The following is a 16,284-nucleotide window of genomic DNA, read 5'->3' as shown; positions in this document are numbered from 1 at the left end:
CCGTCGAGCCGGGAGAGGCTACGCACGTACCGGCGTCCGAGCGGTCAGGGGGCGGGACTGCCGCTCTTGCGCTGTTGCTATTCGTACATGTGTTCGATACACTTCAGCATGGCCATCCCGACCCTCGACCTCGCGAAGCGCCGCACCGCGGTCGAGGCCGCCCGCGACGCCCTGGCGGGGTTCGGCGAGGCCATCGTCTCCGCCTCCGGGCCGGAGCTGGCCGAGATCATGCGGCTGCTCGACGACGTCACGTCCCGGGCGTCCGCTGCCCGCGCAGTGGTCACCGTCGAGGCGGCTCGCCGTGGTGAGTGCCAGGGCTCTGGGGTCCACGAGTGGGTGCGCGAGCACGCACCGTCGCTACGGCAGGGCGGCGCCGCCTCGGTGGCGCGGCTGGCCTCCGACGTTGCGGGCGGTGGCGGTGGACTCGCCGGCACCGGCCCTGCCCCGGAATCGCCCGTCGGGCTGGTGTGGAAGGCCGTGGAGTCCGCGCGGCTGGAGGCCGGCACCGGATGCGCCGTGCTCCGCGAGGCCGCCCGGCTCGAGCCGTTGCTCCGGCCGGAGGCCCTCCCCACCGTGACGACCGGCCTCGTCGACCTCGTCGAGCGCTGGGGTCCGACGATGATGCGCCGGCTCCGGCCCCAGCTGCTCGCGGAGTACGGCGGCCCCGGAGTGGTCGACGACCTGCACGAGCGGCTGGCGTCGGCGGCCCGGTTGTCGGCACCGCTCGTCGAGTCCGCCGACCTCACCGAGTACCAGCTCTGGATGACGCCCGAGCAGGCCGCGGCCCTCGAGGCCGCCATCGGGCCGCTGTCCGCACCGGTCCCGAACGCCGAGACCGGGGAACGCGACCTCCGCCCCGCGGGGCAGCGCCGGGTCGAGGCGCTCGCCGAGGTCTGCCGTCGCTCCTCCGCCGCTGCGGGCGAGGTCGCCGGAGACCCGTCGTCCTGCCCCGCGGTGCTGCACGTCAGCATGGAGCTCACCGACCTCGAGGCCCGCACGGGGGCGGGCGAGGTCATCGGCTCCACCGCCGACGGCACCCTGCTCTCCCCCGAGACCCTGCGCCGGATCGCCTGCGATGCCGCCCTCGTCCCCTATGTCCTCGGTACCGAGGGCGAGGTCCTCGACGTCGGCCGGGTCGCTCGGCTCTTCACCCGGGCGCAGCGGCGGCTCCTTCGTCGCCGAGACCGCGGCTGTACGTATCCGGGCTGCTCGGCACCTCCCGACTGGGCCCGTGCGCATCATGTGCGGCACTGGGCGGACGGCGGCGCCACGGACGTCTCGAACGCCGCGTTGCTCTGCCAGCGCCATCACACCCTCGTGCATCGCCGGCGTCTGTGGGCGCAGGTTCGAGAACGTCCGGACGGCCACGGCCGCTCCGTCGTGTGGGACCTCACCGACGGCTCCTACGACCGGCAGCTGGCGTTGCTCGCCACCGCCACCCAACCCGTCCCCGCGTCCGCGCGGCTGCTCGACGCCCTCGTCGGGCCGCGCGACCCGGAACCGGCCGACCCGACCCTCGACGAGTGGTGGGCCGACCCCGGCGACTGCTGGCCCGGCCCCGACGAGTCGTGGCCCGAACCCGTCGACCACGCCAGCCCTGCAGCCTGAGCCTGTTCCGCCGCCTAGATCCGCACTCATTGCCCGAGCCCACGCTCGCCGGCGTGAGCGGCGATGCCTCCGGAGTGGCCGGCCAGTTCGTCGCACCCCGGACCGTTCCTGACGCGTCCGGTGGCATCGGAATGGGGGTGATCGCCCCCATTCCGATGCCACCGAACGCACCACCAGTCGTGACAGCCGCTCGGCGAGCGCCTCACAGCCTGTCACCGTGAAGAGGGCCGCCGGTCAGAGGTCGTAGTCGACGAGGACGGCGGCGTGGTCGCTCCACCGCTCGGCGTAGCTGGCTGCCCGCCCCACCTCGGCCCGCACCGCACGCTCCGCGAGCGGCGCTGTGGCCCAGTGGTAGTCGATCCGCCAGCCGGCGTCGTTGTCGAACGCCTGGCCGCGCCAGGACCACCACGTGTACGGCCCCGGCCCCGGGCCGTGCAGCCGCCGCTGGACGTCGACGAGGCCGTGCCGGGTCGCCCATCGGTCGAGCACGGCCTGCTCGTCGGGCAGGAACCCGGACTTGCCTCTGTTGCCCTTCCAGTTCTTCAGGTCGTCCTGGGTGTGCGCGATGTTGAGGTCGCCGGTGAGCACGGCCGCGCGCCCGTCGGCGGCCCACTCCGACACCCGCTCTCCCACGGCGTCGAGGAAGCGGTACTTCTCGTCCTGGCGCTCGGTGCCGGCCTCGCCGGTGTGGACGTAGGCGGACGCGACCGTGACGGCAGCATCACCGACCCGGACGTCGGCCTCCACCCACCGGCCGGCACCGACGAACTCGTCGCCGAGGTCGGAGCGAACGGCCTGGAACGCATGCCGGGAGAGCACCGCGACCCCTGCCCGTCCCTTCGCCGTGCTCGGCTCGTGGGCGAGCTCCCAGCCGGCGAACGGTGTGTCCGCGAGGGCGGCCCGCAGCTGGTCGGGGTCGGCACGCACCTCCTGGAGGGTGACGACATCGGCCCCGGTGGCGGCGAGCCACCCGAGGCCGCCACGGCGCACCGCGGCCCGGATGCCGTTGACGTTGGCGGAGGCGAGCAGCACGTGTGGGTCAGTTGATCATGCCCGCACCGACGGTAACCCCTGTGGCCTCGTCGATGAGGATGAACGACCCCGTGACGCGGTTCTGCTCGTACGGGTCGGTGAACACCTGCTGCGTCGTGCGCAGCGTGACCCGTCCGATCTCGTTGAGCCCGAGCTCCTGGGTCTCCTGGTCACGGTGCAGCGTGTTGATGTCGAGGCGGTACTGGATGTCCTTGACCATCGTGCGGGCGAGCCGCGTCGTGTGCTTGATGGCCAGCTTCTGCCGCGGCCTCAGCGGCTCGCGGGTCATCCAGCAGACCATCGCGTCGATGTCCTGGCCCGCGTCGGGCGCGTTCTTGACCCGGCAGATCATGTCGCCCCGGGAGACGTCGAGGTCGTCCTCGAGCCGCACCACGACCGACATGGGCGGGTACGCGGCGTCGAGCTCCTGGTCGTAGAGGTCGATGCCGGCGATCTTGCTCGTGAGGCCGCTCGGCAGGACCATCACCTCGTCGCCGGGCCTCATGACACCGCTCGCCACCTGGCCGGCGTACCCGCGGTAGTCGTGGTGCTCGTCGGACTTCGGCCGCACGACGTACTGCACGGGGAAGCGGACGTCGCGCAGGTCGCGGTCGGAGGCGATGTGCACGTTCTCGAGGTGGTGCATGAGCGAGGAGCCCTCGTACCAGGGCATCGCCTCGCTGCGCGTCACGACGTTGTCGCCCTTGAGCGCCGAGAGGGGGATGACGGCGAGGTCGGGCACGTTGAGCCGCTGGGTGAAGTTCTCGAACTCCTGGCGGATCTTCTCGTAGGTCGCCTCGTCGTAGTCGACGAGGTCCATCTTGTTCACCGCGAGGACCAGGTGCGGGACCCGCAGCAGCGACAGGATGACCGCGTGCCTGCGGGACTGCTCGGTGAGGCCCTGACGGGCGTCGACGAGGACGAGCCCGAGGTCGGCGGTGGAGGCACCCGTCACCATGTTCCGGGTGTACTGCACGTGGCCGGGCGTGTCGGCGATGATGAACTTCCGCCGCGGCGTGGCGAAGTAGCGGTACGCGACGTCGATCGTGATGCCCTGCTCGCGCTCGGAGCGCAGCCCGTCGGTGAGCAGCGCGAGGTCGGTGTAGTCGTAGCCGCGAGTCTTCGACGTGGCCTCGACGGCCTCGAGCTGGTCCTCGAAGATCGACTTCGAGTCCAGGAGCAGCCGCCCGATGAGGGTGGACTTGCCGTCGTCGACCGAGCCGGCGGTGGCGAAACGCAGCAGGTCCATCAGAAGTAGCCTTCCTTCTTGCGGTCCTCCATGGCGGCCTCGGAGAACCGGTCGTCGCCGCGGGTCGCGCCGCGCTCGGTGATCCGCGAGGCCGCGACCTCCTCGACGATCTCCTGGAGCGTGCCGGCGCTGCTCTCGACGCAGCCGGTCAGGGTCAGGTCACCGACGGTGCGGAAGCGCACCGTGCGCTCGGTGACGGTCTCGCCGTCGCGCAGCGGGTTGAACTCGCTTTCGGAGAGCAGCATCCCGTCGCGCTCGAAGACGCGCCGCTGGTGGCTGAAGTAGATCGACGGGATCTCGATGCCCTCGCGGGCGATGTAGTCCCAGATGTCGAGCTCGGTCCAGTTGGACAGCGGGAAGACCCGCATGTGCTCGCCCTCGTGGAGCCGGCCGTTGTAGAGCGACCACAGCTCGGGGCGCTGGTTCTTCGGGTCCCACTGCCCGAACTCGTCGCGGTGGGAGTAGACGCGCTCCTTGGCGCGGGCCTTCTCCTCGTCGCGCCGGCCGCCGCCGAACGCCGCGGTGAAGGCGTTCTCCTCGATGGCGTTGAGCAGCGTGCCGATCTGGAGGCGGTTGCGCGTGGTCTTGCCGTCGTCGACGACGACACCGTCGGCGATCGCCTGCTCGACCGAGGCGACGATGAGCCGGACGCCGAGCCGGTCGACCCAGCTGTCCCGGCAGGCGAGAACCTCGGGGAAGTCGTAGCCGGTGTCGACCTGCAGGACGGGGAACGGGATGCGTGCGGGGTGGAACGCCTTCTCGGCGAGCCGCAGCATGACGATGGAGTCCTTGCCACCCGAGAACATGAGCACGGGCTTCTCGAGCTCCGCGGCCACCTCCCGGAAGATGTGGATCGACTCGGCCTCGAGCTCGTCGAGCTGCGAGAGCCGGTAGTCGGTGTTGGTCTGCACCCGGGTCACCCCTTCAGTCCTGGCATCGCCGCAAACCCTACCGGCGGCGCGACGTCCACCTGGTCACGGCACCGAACCTCGGGAGGGGCGGACTTGGCAGACTGTGCCCGTGACCGACGCCCCGCCCGTCGTCTGCCCGTCCCCGGAGCAGCTCGACGACCTCGACGTCCTGCGCCGCGGGCTCTACGGCCCCGAGGCGGCCCCCCGTCCCCTGGTGGTGCCGGAGGCCGCTGCCGAGGCAGCCGTGCGCGCCGGCTCGGTGACCGTCGTCGACCCCGAGGGTGTCCCCGTCGTCCGCCTCGAACCGGTCACCCGCACCGCCGACGGCCGGCTCGCCGGGGAGCCGATATGGCTCTCCCCCATGTCGAGCCGCCCCTTCGAGGACGCCCACCTCGACGCCCCGGTCGACCTCTCCGACGCCGACCTCCTCGTCGTGACCGCGCCGTCGGACGTCCCGGCCACCGCACCGGACGGCGGCACGCTGCTCGTCCTCGCCTCGACGAGCCTGGACGGCGACTCCGCGGGCAACGACCTCGTCCGCGCCGCGTCCCGAGCGGCCTCGGCCGCCCAGGGCGCCCGGATGCTCGTCGTGCCGGTCCCGGCCGGTGACGACGAGCGCCGGTCCGCGCTGCTCGCCACCCTGCGGGTGCAGCCGGCCGTCCCGGGGCTGACGGCCGCGGCGCCCGGGCCCGACGAGCGGCATCCGGCCGGCGTCGTCGTGCTGTGTACCGGGCTGTCCGGATCCGGCAAGTCGACCATCGCCCGCGACGTCGCGACCCGCCTCATCGAGGAGGGCACGACCGTCACCCTGCTCGACGGCGACCGCGTCCGGCGCCACCTGACGGCCGGGCTGGGCTTCTCCCCCGAGGACCGCGACACCAACGTCCGCCGGATCGGCTGGGTCGCCGCCGAGGTCGCGCACCACGGGGGCATCGCCGTGTGCAGCCCCATCGCGCCCAAGGACTCCGTGCGGCGCGAGGTGGCCGAGATGGCGCGCGCCCGTGGCGCCCGCTTCGTCCTCGTGCACGTCGCGACCCCGGTCGAGGAGTGCGAGCGCCGCGACCGCAAGGGCCTCTACGCCGCTGCCCGCCGCGGCGAGATCCCGGACTTCACGGGCGTCTCGGCCCCCTACGACGTCCCCGAGGCACCGGACGCCCGCATCGACACCACGGGCCGCGGCGTGCGCGAGTGCGCCGACGAGGTCATGACCCTGGTCCGCGCCGCACGCACGGAGGCCTCCGGTGGATGACGTCCTCAGCCAGGCCGCGCTCGGCGTCCTCGTCGTCAGCTTTCTCGTCGGCATCGTCGTCGGGATGACCGGCATGGGCGGTGGGGCGCTGATGACCCCGGCCCTGGTCTTCCTGGGAATCCCGCCCACGGCCGCGGTGGCCAACGACCTCGTCGCCGCCGCCGTCAACAAGTCGGTCGGGGCCACCGTGCACGCCCGCTCCGGGTCGCCCGACTGGCGGCTCGCACGGCTCCTCGTCATCGGGTCGGTGCCGTTCGCGTTCGCCGGCGCGTTCGTCATCGACCTCTTCGGCTCCCCCGAGCAGCGCGAGGAGGCGCTCAAGGTGGCGATCGGCGTCGCGCTGCTCCTCGCCGCCTTCACCTACACCTTGCGCGTCTACGGGTCGGTGTTCCACCGGTGGGGCCGCGTCGACGGCCGGGAGGTGCGGATCCGCACCGTCCCGACCCTCCTCGTCGGAGCCGTCGGCGGCACGCTCGTCGGCCTGACCAGCGTCGGCTCGGGCTCGATCATCATGGTCGCGATGCTCGTGCTGCACCCCGGCCTCGCGGCTCGACGACTCGTCGGCACCGACCTCGTCCAGGCCGTCCCACTGGTCCTCGCGGCGGCGGTCGGACACGTCATCGTCTCCGGAGTCGACTGGGGGGTGCTCGTCCCTCTGGTCGTCGGCGGGACCCCGGGCACGGTCCTCGGCGCGCGCCTGGCCTCCTGGGTCCCCGACTCGACGATCCGGCGCGGCATCGTCATCGTCCTCACCCTGACCGGTCTGGCCCTGCTCGGCACCCCGCCGCTCGTGGTCGGCGCCACCGGCGCGGCGCTGCTCGTGCTCGGGCCGCTCGCCTGGGCCATGGTGCGCCGCGCGCACGGCCTGCCGGCCTTCTCCTCCCCCGGCGACCAGAGCTCGCCGAGCCCCGACGACAGGACCCCGTCATGACCGACCCGCAGACCCTCACCGACCACGACGTCGCGGCCCACGTCGCCGACCAGGCCGGACGGCTGCTCGTCGAGATGCGCGCCGACCGCGCCGACCTCGAGGGCCGCGAGCTCAAGGACCACGGCGACCGGGTGGCGCACGACCGGATCATGGCGCTGCTCGGCGAGCTGCGCCCCGACGACGCCGTCCTCAGCGAGGAGGGGGCGGACGACGCCCGCCGGCTGTCGGCACCGCGGGTGTGGATCGTCGACCCGCTCGACGGCACCCGTGAGTTCTCCGAGCGTCCCCGGGACGACTGGGCCGTGCACGTCGCGCTGTGGCAGGGCGGCACGCTCGTCGCCGGGGCCGTGGCGCTGCCGGCTCGCGCCCTCGTGTACCGGATGGACGCCCCGGCCGCGCTCCCGGAGCGCCCGGACGGGCCGGTGCGGCTCGCGGTGAGCCGCAGCCGCCCGCCGGAGTTCGTCGTGGAGCTGGCCGGGCGGCTCGGCGCCGAGCTCACCCCGATGGGCTCGGCGGGTGTCAAGGCGATGGCCGTGCTCGACGGCACGGTCGACGCCTACGTGCACGCCGGTGGCCAGTACGAGTGGGACTCCGCCGCCCCGGTCGCCGTGGCGATCGGGCATGGCCTCGCCCCCACCCGGGTCGACGGCTCGCCGCTGGAGTACAACCGGGAGAAGCCTTACCTGCCCGACCTCGTCGTGGCCCGCCCGGAGGTCCTCGACGAGCTGCGCGCCGCGCTCGACTCCCTGGGCTGAAGATCCTCGGAGCCGGCTCCGAGGGTGACCTGGGGCCTGCACTCCGGTAGGATTTCTCTTGACGTCAAGATATCCGCGACCTGCGAGGAGCACCGAGGCAGACCATGGCGACGATCATCTACACCCTCACCGACGAGGCCCCGATGCTGGCCACCTACTCGTTCCTCCCGGTGGTCCAAGCGTTCGCCGCCCAGGCCGAGGTCGACGTCGAGACCCGTGACATCTCGCTGGCCGGCCGCATCCTGGCCCAGTTCCCGGACCGGCTCACCGACGACCAGCGGATCGGCGACGCCCTCGCCGAGCTCGGGGAGCTCGCGACCACCCCCGACGCCAACATCATCAAGCTCCCCAACATCTCGGCGTCGATGCCGCAGCTCAAGGCGGCCGTCCGCGAGCTCCAGGGTCAGGGCTACGCCGTCCCCGACTACCCGGACGAGCCCACGACGGACGAGGAGCGCGAGATCCGCGCCGCCTACGACAAGGTCAAGGGCAGCGCCGTCAACCCGGTGCTCCGCGAGGGCAACTCCGACCGCCGCGCCCCCGACGCGGTCAAGAGCTACGCCCGCAACCACCCGCACTCGATGGGTGAGTGGAGCGCCGACAGCAAGACCCGCGTCGCGACGATGGGCCACGACGACTTCCGCAGCAACGAGCAGTCCGTCGTCATCCCCGCCGACGACACCCTGGCCATCCGCCACGTCGCCTCCGACGGCACCGAGACCGTGCTCAAGGACGGCCTGACCGTGCTCGAGGGCGAGGTCGTCGACGCCACCGTCATGCACGTCGCCGCCCTCGAGGCCTTCCTCCGCGAGCAGATCGCGCAGGCGAAGGCCGACGACGTCCTCTTCTCGGTGCACCTCAAGGCGACGATGATGAAGGTCAGCGACCCGATCATCTTCGGCCACGTCGTGCGGGCCTTCTTCCCCGACGTCTTCGCCCGCCACGGCGACGACCTCGCGGCGGCCGGCCTCTCCCCCAACAACGGTCTCGGCGGCATCCTCGACGGCCTGGGCGACCTCCCGAACGGCGCCGAGGTCAAGGCCGCCTTCGAGCAGGGCCTGGCCGACGGCCCGCGCCTGGCGATGGTCGACTCCGACAAGGGCATCACCAACCTGCACGTCCCGAGCGACGTCATCATCGACGCCTCGATGCCGGCGATGATCCGCACCTCCGGCCACATGTGGGGCCCGGACGGCGGCGAGCACGACACCCTCGCGGTCATCCCCGACTCCTCGTACGCCGGCGTCTACCAGGCCGTCATCGAGGACTGCCAGGCCCACGGCGCCTTCGACCCGACCACGATGGGCTCGGTCCCGAACGTCGGCCTCATGGCCCAGAAGGCCGAGGAGTACGGCAGCCACGACAAGACCTTCGAGATGACCGCCCCCGGGCGCGTCGAGGTCGTGAACGGCGCCGGCGAGGTGCTCATGGGCCACGACGTCGAGACCGGCGACATCTGGCGGGCCTGCCAGACCAAGGACGCCCCCATCCGCGACTGGGTCAAGCTCGCCGTCACCCGCGCCCGCGCCTCGCAGACCCCCGCCGTGTTCTGGCTCGACGAGACCCGCGCCCACGACCGCAACCTCATCGAGAAGGTCCAGGCCTACCTGCCCGAGCACGACACCGGCGGCCTCGACATCCGCGTCCTGTCGCCTGTCGACGCCGCCACCCTGTCGGTCGAGCGCATCCGCCGCGGCGAGGACACCATCTCGGTCACCGGCAACGTCCTGCGCGACTACAACACCGACCTCTTCCCCATCCTCGAGGTCGGCACCTCGGCCAAGATGCTCTCGGTCGTCCCCCTGATGAACGGTGGCGGCCTCTTCGAGACCGGTGCCGGCGGGTCGGCGCCCAAGCACGTCCAGCAGCTGGTCGAGCAGGACTACCTGCGCTGGGACAGCCTGGGCGAGTTCCTCGCGCTGGCCGAGTCCTTCCGGCACGAGGGTGCCAACGGCAACGCCCGCGCCCAGGTGCTCGGGGACGCCCTCGACCGTGCCACCGGCACGTTGCTCGAGGAGAACAAGTCGCCCGCCCGCAAGGTCGGCTCCATCGACAACCGCGGCAGCCACTTCTGGCTCGCCCGCTACTGGGCCCAGGAGCTCGCGTCGCAGACCGAGGACGCCCGCCTGGCCGAGATCTTCGCGCCGGTGGCGGAGGCCCTCGTCGAGCAGACCGACGCCATCGAGTCCGAGCTCGTCGGGGTGCAGGGCAAGCCGGCCGACATCGGCGGGTACTACCGGCCGGACGAGGCCAAGGCCGCATCCGTCATGCGCCCGTCCAGGACGCTCAACGGGATCATCGACCCCCTCCGCTGACGGGTAGGGCTCAGCTCCAGCGGAACCGACGCGTCGCCGGCACCTCCACCGAGGCGTCGGCCGGCAGCACCCACATCGGGTTGCCGAACGCGAGGATCTCGCCACCGGCGTCCCGGACCTCGGCGCGGATGTACGTGCCGGGCTTCACCGAGAGCTCGACCCCGCCGTCGTCGAGGTCGGACGGCCGGTACGCGAACTCGCTGGTGCTCGGCGACGTCGCGCCGGACAGGTCGCAGTCGCCGGTGACGACGACGAGCCGGGAGTCGTCCGGGAGCGAGGAGACCTCCACCCGGGCGTTCGCCCAGCCCCGCGGGAGGAGGAGCACCTGCCCCATCGCCCGCTTGCCCGCCACCCGGACGTCCATCGTCGCGTCCGGCCACCGCGTCGGGTCCCACCACCACAACGCGCCGGCCCGCATGGCCGCGAGCAGGTCGCCGAGCGTGGGCGACGCCGCCCAGGCCGACGTCAGCCAGAAGCGCTTGTACGACGTCCAGTCGCGCCCGTTGTGGTCGTCGAGCTGGCTCGTGCCGGTGAGGAAGATCCCGTTGCGGGCCGCGACGTCGAAGAGGTCGATGCGGGCCCGGGTCTCGTCGGCACCCCGCGGGGAGCCGAGCTCCATGAGGTCCATCCCGAGCGCCCGCGTCTGCACGAGCTCGGCCGGGTTCAGACCGTCCGGGTGGTTGTACTGCACCACCCCGCCGCGCTGCTGGTACCACGCGGCGACGCGCCGCGCCGCCCCGACGGACCGGTCGAGCGTGGGCCCCGTCTCGGTCTCCGGGTACGGGTAGAGCTCGAAGTCCTCCATGAACACGTTCATGTGCCGGACCATCGAGACCTCGGACGACAGGTGCTGGGTGACGTCCGGGTACTGCGGCGCGAGCTCCTCCATGAGCCGCCGCTGCGTCTCCAGCGGCCAGGCCGTGAGGTCCCGGCTGCGTTCGATGCGGAGCCGGTCGAAGACCGCGCTGCCCTCGGCGCCTCCACGCACCCGCATCCCGAACCGGAGCCGGGCCACGCCGCTGTCGTCGGCGACGAGGTCGGGCCACAGCGCGCGGACGTCCTCCACCGGCTCGAGGACGAGGGTCTGCCAGTCGCTGCTCGGCTCCTGGGTGACGACGCCGACGAGCGGCGACTCGAGCCGGCGGCCCGGCTTCCCGCCGACCCGGTACTCCAGGACGTACACCCCGGCGGGACGGCCCGCCGTCGCCGGACGGTACGAGGTCTCGACCTGGACGACGAGCTCGGCGTCCGGCCCGACCTGCTCGGGAAGGACGTCGACGTGCAGCGTGGTGTCGCTGAGGTTCGTCGAGTAGAAGCTGTTGCCGGCCTTCGCCCAGACGAGATGACTCCCCTGGGCCGAGCCCGTGGCCCGCGCGGTGACGCGCATCGCCTTGCCCGGCTCGTCGGGGCTGCGCGGACGGGTGACGAACTCGCTCGAGCCCTCGACCGGGCCCTCGTCCTGCGGCTCCCAGGTGAGGGCGCCGTCCTCGGGAGAGCCGTCGAAGCGGATGTCGGTGTCGTAGCCGTACGCCTGCATCCGCCAGTCGTGGTCGGTCCACCAGACGACGTCGACGCCGTGCTTCGTGGCCTGCTGGAGCTGCGACATCATGCTGGCCCCACCACCGCCGCGGGACGTGGCGCCGCCCTCGCTGAAGCACGAGTGCACGTGCATCGCCATCGACACCGGGCGGGTGGCCGCGGCCGCCGAGGACGACAGCAGCGGCCGGGCGGCGACCGCTGCCGCAGCAGCACCGATGCCGGCGCCGATCAGGCGCCGCCGCCGCACCCGTCTGCGGGGCGGGCCCGCCGGTGTGGTGGACGGTGTTTCGGGCTCGACGGATCCTTCGTGGTGCTCGGTCATGGGGTGAGTCCTCCTGATGCCCCTGCATAGGACGCCTCCCACCGTAACGAGGAAACCGGCCCAGGTGGAGCCCTGCGCGCCGGGATGTCACCGCTTGTCGCCGAACGGCACACTGTCCTCATGACGACACCACCGACGGGCCTCGTGACGACACCACCGATGGGCCGCCGCCTCGCCGCCGAGTTCCTCGGCAGCTTCGTTCTCGTGCTCGCCGTGACCGGGGTTGCCGTGCTCGCCGCGAGCGCCGTATCCCCCAACATCGTCGCCGGTGGGGCCGTCGCGGTCGGCGGCGGCAACCTCGGTGTGGCCCTCGCCGTGGGGCTCGGCGCGATGACCATGGCGTACGCGCTCGGTCACGTCTCCGGAGCGCACCTCAACCCCGCGGTCACCGTCGGGGCCGCGGTCGCCCGCCGCTTCGTCTGGCGTGAGGTGCCCCTCTACGTCGTGGCCCAGCTCCTCGGCGGGCTCCTCGCGGGCTTCAGCGTGTGGCGGGTCGCGCGCGGCCGGCTCGGCGGGCTGTCCGAGGGCTCGATGGCGGCCGCCGGGTGGGGCGAGCTGTCGCCCGGCGGCTACACGTTCATGGCGGTGCTCGTCCTCGAGGTCGTGCTCACCGCGGTGCTCGTCTACGTCGTCCTCGGCGTCACCGACGCCCGCTCCCCCGACGGCTTCGAGCCGCTCGCGATCGGCGCCGCCTACACGCTCACCCACCTCGTGGCCCTGCCGGTGTCGGGAGCGGGCCTGAACCCGGCGCGGGCGACCGCCTCGGCGCTCTACGACGGCAGCGGCGCCCTCGGGCAGCTGTGGCTGTTCTGGGTCGCGCCACTGGTCGGGGCGGCCATCGCGGGCGCCACCTTCCACCTCGTCACCGGCGTCGACCGGCGCGACCGCGACATCACCGGGCACGAGGTGCCCGAGGACGCGCTCGTCGCGGAGGGCGTCGACCCCGACGCTCCCCGCTAGGCGCAGCAGCCGCTGCGCCCGGGTACACGGCCGCTGATAGCGTCGAGACGACAACCTGACCACCCGTCCGAAGGGGTCTCACCGTGAGCAGCACGCCCGTCAAGGTCGCCGTCACCGGCGCCGCCGGCCAGATCGGCTACAGCCTCCTGTTCCGCATCGCGAGCGGCGCGCTGCTCGGCCCGGACACCCCCGTCGAGCTGCGGCTCCTCGAGATCACCCCGGCCCTGGGGGCCCTCGAGGGCGTCGTCATGGAGCTCGACGACTGCGCCTTCCCCACCCTCGCCGGCGTCGAGATCGGCGACGACCCGACGAAGGTCTTCGACGGCGTCAACCACGCCCTGCTCGTCGGCGCCCGTCCGCGCGGTCCCGGCATGGAGCGCGGCGACCTCCTCGAGGCCAACGGCGGCATCTTCGCGCCGCAGGGCAAGGCACTGAACGAGGTCGCGGCGGACGACATCCGCGTCACCGTCACCGGCAACCCGGCGAACACCAACGCCCTCATCGCGATGAGCAACGCCCCCGACATCCCCACCGAGCGGTTCTCGGCCCTCACCCGGCTCGACCACAACCGCGCGATCAGCCAGCTCGCGGCCAAGCTCGCGGTCCCGGTCACCGACATCACGAAGATGACGATCTGGGGGAACCACTCCGCGACCCAGTACCCCGACCTCTTCCACTGCGAGGTCGGCGGGCGCAACGCCGCCGAGGCCGTGGGCGACCAGGACTGGCTCGAGAACACCTTCATCCCCACGGTCGCCAAGCGCGGCGCGGCGATCATCGACGCGCGCGGTGCGTCGTCCGCGGCCTCCGCCGCGTCCGCGACGATCGACCACGCCCGGACCTGGGTCGAGGGCACGCCCGAGGGCGACTGGGTCTCGATGTCCGTGCGCTCCGACGGCTCCTACGGGGTGCAGGAGGGCATCGTCTCCTCCTTCCCCGTCACGGTGTCCGGCGGCCGGTGGGAGGTCGTCCAGGGCCTCGACATCGACGACTTCTCCCGCGGGCGGATCGACGCCTCCGTCGAGGAGCTCGTCGGCGAGCGCGACGCCGTCAAGGGCCTCGGCCTCATCTGATGCCATCCCACATCTTTTTCGCCTGATGCGGGAACCTTCGGTCACACACCCCGAAGCTCGGGGAGCCTGACCGGAGGTTCCCGCCCTGAACCGCCGGACCCGCAGTGAGGTGGTGCCCCGTGTCCCGCCCGACCCTCGAGCCATGGTCCGACGAGATCCTTCCCGTCCTCTCCCGGATGCTCGAGACCGTCGTCGCAGCGCTGCCCCGCGTGGGTGTGGCGGCCCTCGTCCTCCTCCTGGGATGGAGCCTGGCGCGACTGCTGCGATGGGTGCTGAGGCGATGGCTCACCGGCCGCCGGACCCCGAGCTTCACCAACGTCATGAGCACGCTCGCACGATGGGTGGTGCTCGTGGTGGCTGCGCTGGCCGCCGTGACCATCGTGTTCCCGTCGGTGCGGCCCGTGGACCTGCTCGCCGGCCTGGGCTTCTTCTCGATCGCCGTCGGGTTCGCCTTCCAGGACATCCTCGAGAACACCCTCTCCGGGGTGCTGATGCTCCTCCGCCAGCCGTTCCGGTCGGGTGACCAGATCGAGGTGCAGGGCCATACCGGGACGGTCCAGGCCATCACCATCCGGGAGACGCGGATCCGCACCTTCGACGGCCAGCTACTGGTCATCCCCAACCGCGACGTCTACAAGAGCGTCATCCGGGTCCAGACGCACTTCGACCGGCGCCGCCTGTCCTTCGTCGTCGGCGTCGCCTACGAGAACGACCCCGCGGAGGCCGCCGACGTCATCGTCACCGCGCTCTCCGAGGTGGAGGGTGTGCTGGAGGCCCCACCACCCGAGGCGCTCGTGCAGGTGCTCGGGGTGAGCACGGTCGACCTCGAGGCCAGGTTCTGGACCGTGCCGCAGCAGCACGAGTCCCAACAGGTGCTCCATCGCGCCGTCACCGCGGTGAAGTCCGCCCTCGACGCCGCCGGCATCGAGATGCCGGCGGAGATCATCGCGCTGCAGGCCACCCCCAGCTTCCGAGCGGCGCTCCACGGGGATGCCGAGGTCACGCCCGGTGGCGCGGTGCGGCGGTCGCCGGGCACGTGACACACGAGCCGAACCGCCGACGGACCTTTTTCGCCTGATGCCCGAACCTTCGGTCAGACACCCCGAAGTTCGGGGTGTCTGACCGAAGGTTCCCGCCCCGAGCCGACACACGGCTGCTTGGCGTCCCTGCCATCGATCACGACATCCCGACGGGATGGCCGGCGCCCTCCTGCATCGTCCCCTCGGACGAGCCCCCCGCACCGCACACCCGCGGCCAGCGAGCACAGCCCCGGTCACGCGGATCACCCGGCCGCGTCAGGACGCCGGGGCTACGCGGTGTGGCCCAACGCGGCGCGGACCTTGGCGACCAGCGCACCGGGACGTTCCAGGTCCGCCCAGGTGACGCGGACCACCACGTATCCGAGGCCCCGCAGCTCGTCCTCGCGACGCTTCTCCCGCCACAGCACCTCGGGATCCCCGTCCGCGTACTTCACCCGACCGTCGAACTCCACGACGACGTTCGTCCCGTCGACGAGGAAGTCGACCCGTGCGACGAGCCTTCCCCCGTGGGCGTGGATCTCGACCTGTGGTGTCGCGTCGATGCCGGCCAGGGCCAGGCCCACACCGCACCGCGACTCGCCGACCGACTCGCGCCTGCCGTCCGAGTGCTCGCGCATGGCCACGGCCCTGCTGCCGAGCGGCCAGGCGGCGACCCGCTGCACGGCGGTCCCGAGCTGCTCCGGGGTCACCGCGCCATCGTGGAGCGCCCGGTCGGCGCTCACCACACCGGCGACGATGCCGTAGTCGAGCGCGAGCTGGGCGAGCGCGTCGGGCAGCGGCTCCGCCGCGCCCCATCCGGTCGGCACGGACGTGTCGGCGTCGGGTCGGACCCAGAAGGCACTCATCCCGCCGGACCGCTTGATGGGTCGGCGCAGGGCCGGACGTCCGATGTCGGCGCCCCAGACCGTGCCGCCATGGGCGAGCACGGCCGACGAGCCCACGAGCACGGCGTCGTCGTACAGCAGCGGCACCCCGGCCACCAGCTGACGGTGCCGCGCCAGGTCTTCGGTCTCCTCCTGCGACCGCACGACGTACAGCCCGCGGCCAGGGTGGCTGAGCGCCCCGGTAGCGACGAGATGGACGAGCGCTCGGGCATCGTGCCCGGCGGCGCGCAGCTGTGCCGTGGACAGCACACCGTGCTGGCTGGTGGCGAGGTCGACCAGGGCCTGGTCGAGCGCGGTCGCCGACGTCGTGGGAGCGGAAGCCATGGGGGAACACTGGAACCGACGGCTCTGCGGGCCCAGTGCCGCCGGGACGCCTGTGGACGACCCCCGCCCCACCGCCGACTGTGGACAGCGCG

General features: G+C 72.5%; 13 protein-coding genes. 8 read left to right on the top strand and 5 right to left on the bottom strand.

The features are described 5' to 3' along the window. Positions 1-108 precede the first annotated feature (108 nt). Positions 109-1,608 carry an HNH endonuclease signature motif containing protein gene (locus JQN72_RS01260; protein WP_204133337.1) on the top strand — a complete coding sequence of 500 codons (1,500 nt, stop codon included), beginning with the start codon at positions 109-111 and terminating at the stop codon, positions 1,606-1,608. Between the two features lie 234 nt (positions 1,609-1,842). Here JQN72_RS01260 and JQN72_RS01255 read toward each other — a convergent pair whose 3' ends face one another. Genes JQN72_RS01255 through cysD form a run of 3 tightly spaced genes read right to left on the bottom strand, consistent with a single transcriptional unit; the run spans position 1,843 to position 4,800 of the window. Continuing rightward, positions 1,843-2,640, bottom strand: a complete 798-nt coding sequence (locus JQN72_RS01255; RefSeq protein ID WP_204133336.1) for an exodeoxyribonuclease III — start codon at positions 2,638-2,640, stop codon at positions 1,843-1,845. 7 nt (positions 2,641-2,647) lie between these two features. Then, on the bottom strand, positions 2,648-3,889 hold the full coding sequence (locus JQN72_RS01250; protein WP_204133335.1) for a sulfate adenylyltransferase subunit 1: 1,242 nt from the start codon (positions 3,887-3,889) through the stop codon (positions 2,648-2,650). Next, positions 3,889-4,800, bottom strand: a complete 912-nt coding sequence (gene cysD, locus JQN72_RS01245; protein WP_204133426.1) for a sulfate adenylyltransferase subunit CysD — start codon at positions 4,798-4,800, stop codon at positions 3,889-3,891. The genes JQN72_RS01250 and cysD overlap by 1 nt, the downstream gene beginning before the upstream one ends. Before the next feature lie 109 nt (positions 4,801-4,909). Here cysD and cysC point away from each other — a divergent pair, with 109 nt between their 5' ends. From cysC to JQN72_RS01225, 4 genes are all read left to right on the top strand, one after another. Then, positions 4,910-6,049 carry an adenylyl-sulfate kinase gene (gene cysC / locus JQN72_RS18805; protein WP_204133334.1) on the top strand — a complete coding sequence of 380 codons (1,140 nt, stop codon included), beginning with the start codon at positions 4,910-4,912 and terminating at the stop codon, positions 6,047-6,049. Further along, entirely contained in the window at positions 6,042-6,980 is a 939-nt protein-coding gene (locus tag JQN72_RS01235) for a sulfite exporter TauE/SafE family protein (protein WP_204133333.1), read from the top strand. The genes cysC and JQN72_RS01235 overlap by 8 nt, the downstream gene beginning before the upstream one ends. Beyond that, entirely contained in the window at positions 6,977-7,735 is a 759-nt protein-coding gene (locus JQN72_RS01230) for a 3'(2'),5'-bisphosphate nucleotidase CysQ (RefSeq protein WP_204133332.1), read from the top strand. Before JQN72_RS01235 ends, JQN72_RS01230 begins: the two co-directional genes overlap by 4 nt. A gap of 104 nt (positions 7,736-7,839) precedes the next feature. Next, positions 7,840-10,050: an NADP-dependent isocitrate dehydrogenase gene (locus tag JQN72_RS01225; protein WP_204133331.1), complete on the top strand. Its 2,211-nt coding sequence runs from the start codon at positions 7,840-7,842 to the stop codon at positions 10,048-10,050. 10 nt (positions 10,051-10,060) lie between these two features. On the opposite strand, the gene JQN72_RS01220 is transcribed toward JQN72_RS01225, so the two are convergent. After that, a complete protein-coding gene (locus JQN72_RS01220; protein WP_204133330.1) occupies positions 10,061-11,911 on the bottom strand; it encodes a hypothetical protein in 1,851 nt (616 codons plus the stop codon). A gap of 120 nt (positions 11,912-12,031) precedes the next feature. On the opposite strand from JQN72_RS01220, the gene JQN72_RS01215 reads away from it, so the two are divergent. The 3 genes from JQN72_RS01215 (at position 12,032) to JQN72_RS01205 (ending at position 14,984) form a co-directional block, all read left to right on the top strand. Beyond that, positions 12,032-12,871 (top strand): aquaporin, encoded by an 840-nt coding sequence (locus tag JQN72_RS01215; RefSeq protein ID WP_239099931.1) that lies wholly within the window; start codon positions 12,032-12,034, stop codon positions 12,869-12,871. A gap of 83 nt (positions 12,872-12,954) precedes the next feature. Next, positions 12,955-13,944 carry a malate dehydrogenase gene (locus JQN72_RS01210; protein ID WP_204133329.1) on the top strand — a complete coding sequence of 330 codons (990 nt, stop codon included), beginning with the start codon at positions 12,955-12,957 and terminating at the stop codon, positions 13,942-13,944. Between the two features lie 119 nt (positions 13,945-14,063). Beyond that, on the top strand, positions 14,064-14,984 hold the full coding sequence (locus JQN72_RS01205) for a mechanosensitive ion channel family protein (protein ID WP_204133328.1): 921 nt from the start codon (positions 14,064-14,066) through the stop codon (positions 14,982-14,984). Between the two features lie 269 nt (positions 14,985-15,253). Here JQN72_RS01205 and JQN72_RS01200 read toward each other — a convergent pair whose 3' ends face one another. Beyond that, positions 15,254-16,192 carry a type IV toxin-antitoxin system AbiEi family antitoxin domain-containing protein gene (locus tag JQN72_RS01200; RefSeq protein WP_204133327.1) on the bottom strand — a complete coding sequence of 313 codons (939 nt, stop codon included), beginning with the start codon at positions 16,190-16,192 and terminating at the stop codon, positions 15,254-15,256. Positions 16,193-16,284: the final 92 nt, after the last annotated feature.

The organism is Phycicoccus sp. CSK15P-2 (assembly GCF_016888005.1).
Lineage (GTDB): Bacteria > Actinomycetota > Actinomycetes > Actinomycetales > Dermatophilaceae > Phycicoccus.
This window is presented reverse-complemented; position numbering and strand designations above follow the sequence as displayed.

What these genes read in the sequence shown, in the direction of transcription:
- JQN72_RS01260 (WP_204133337.1), top strand. Translation starts at nt 109, where the DNA reads ATGGCCATCCCGACCCTCGACCTCGCGAAGCGCCGCACCGCGGTCGAG.
- JQN72_RS01250 (WP_204133335.1), bottom strand. Translation starts at nt 3,889, where the DNA reads ATGGACCTGCTGCGTTTCGCCACCGCCGGCTCGGTCGACGACGGCAAG.
- JQN72_RS01230 (WP_204133332.1), top strand. Translation starts at nt 6,977, where the DNA reads ATGACCGACCCGCAGACCCTCACCGACCACGACGTCGCGGCCCACGTC.
- JQN72_RS01225 (WP_204133331.1), top strand. Translation starts at nt 7,840, where the DNA reads ATGGCGACGATCATCTACACCCTCACCGACGAGGCCCCGATGCTGGCC.
- JQN72_RS01220 (WP_204133330.1), bottom strand. Translation starts at nt 11,911, where the DNA reads ATGACCGAGCACCACGAAGGATCCGTCGAGCCCGAAACACCGTCCACC.
- JQN72_RS01215 (WP_239099931.1), top strand. Translation starts at nt 12,032, where the DNA reads ATGACGACACCACCGACGGGCCTCGTGACGACACCACCGATGGGCCGC.
- JQN72_RS01200 (WP_204133327.1), bottom strand. Translation starts at nt 16,192, where the DNA reads ATGGCTTCCGCTCCCACGACGTCGGCGACCGCGCTCGACCAGGCCCTG.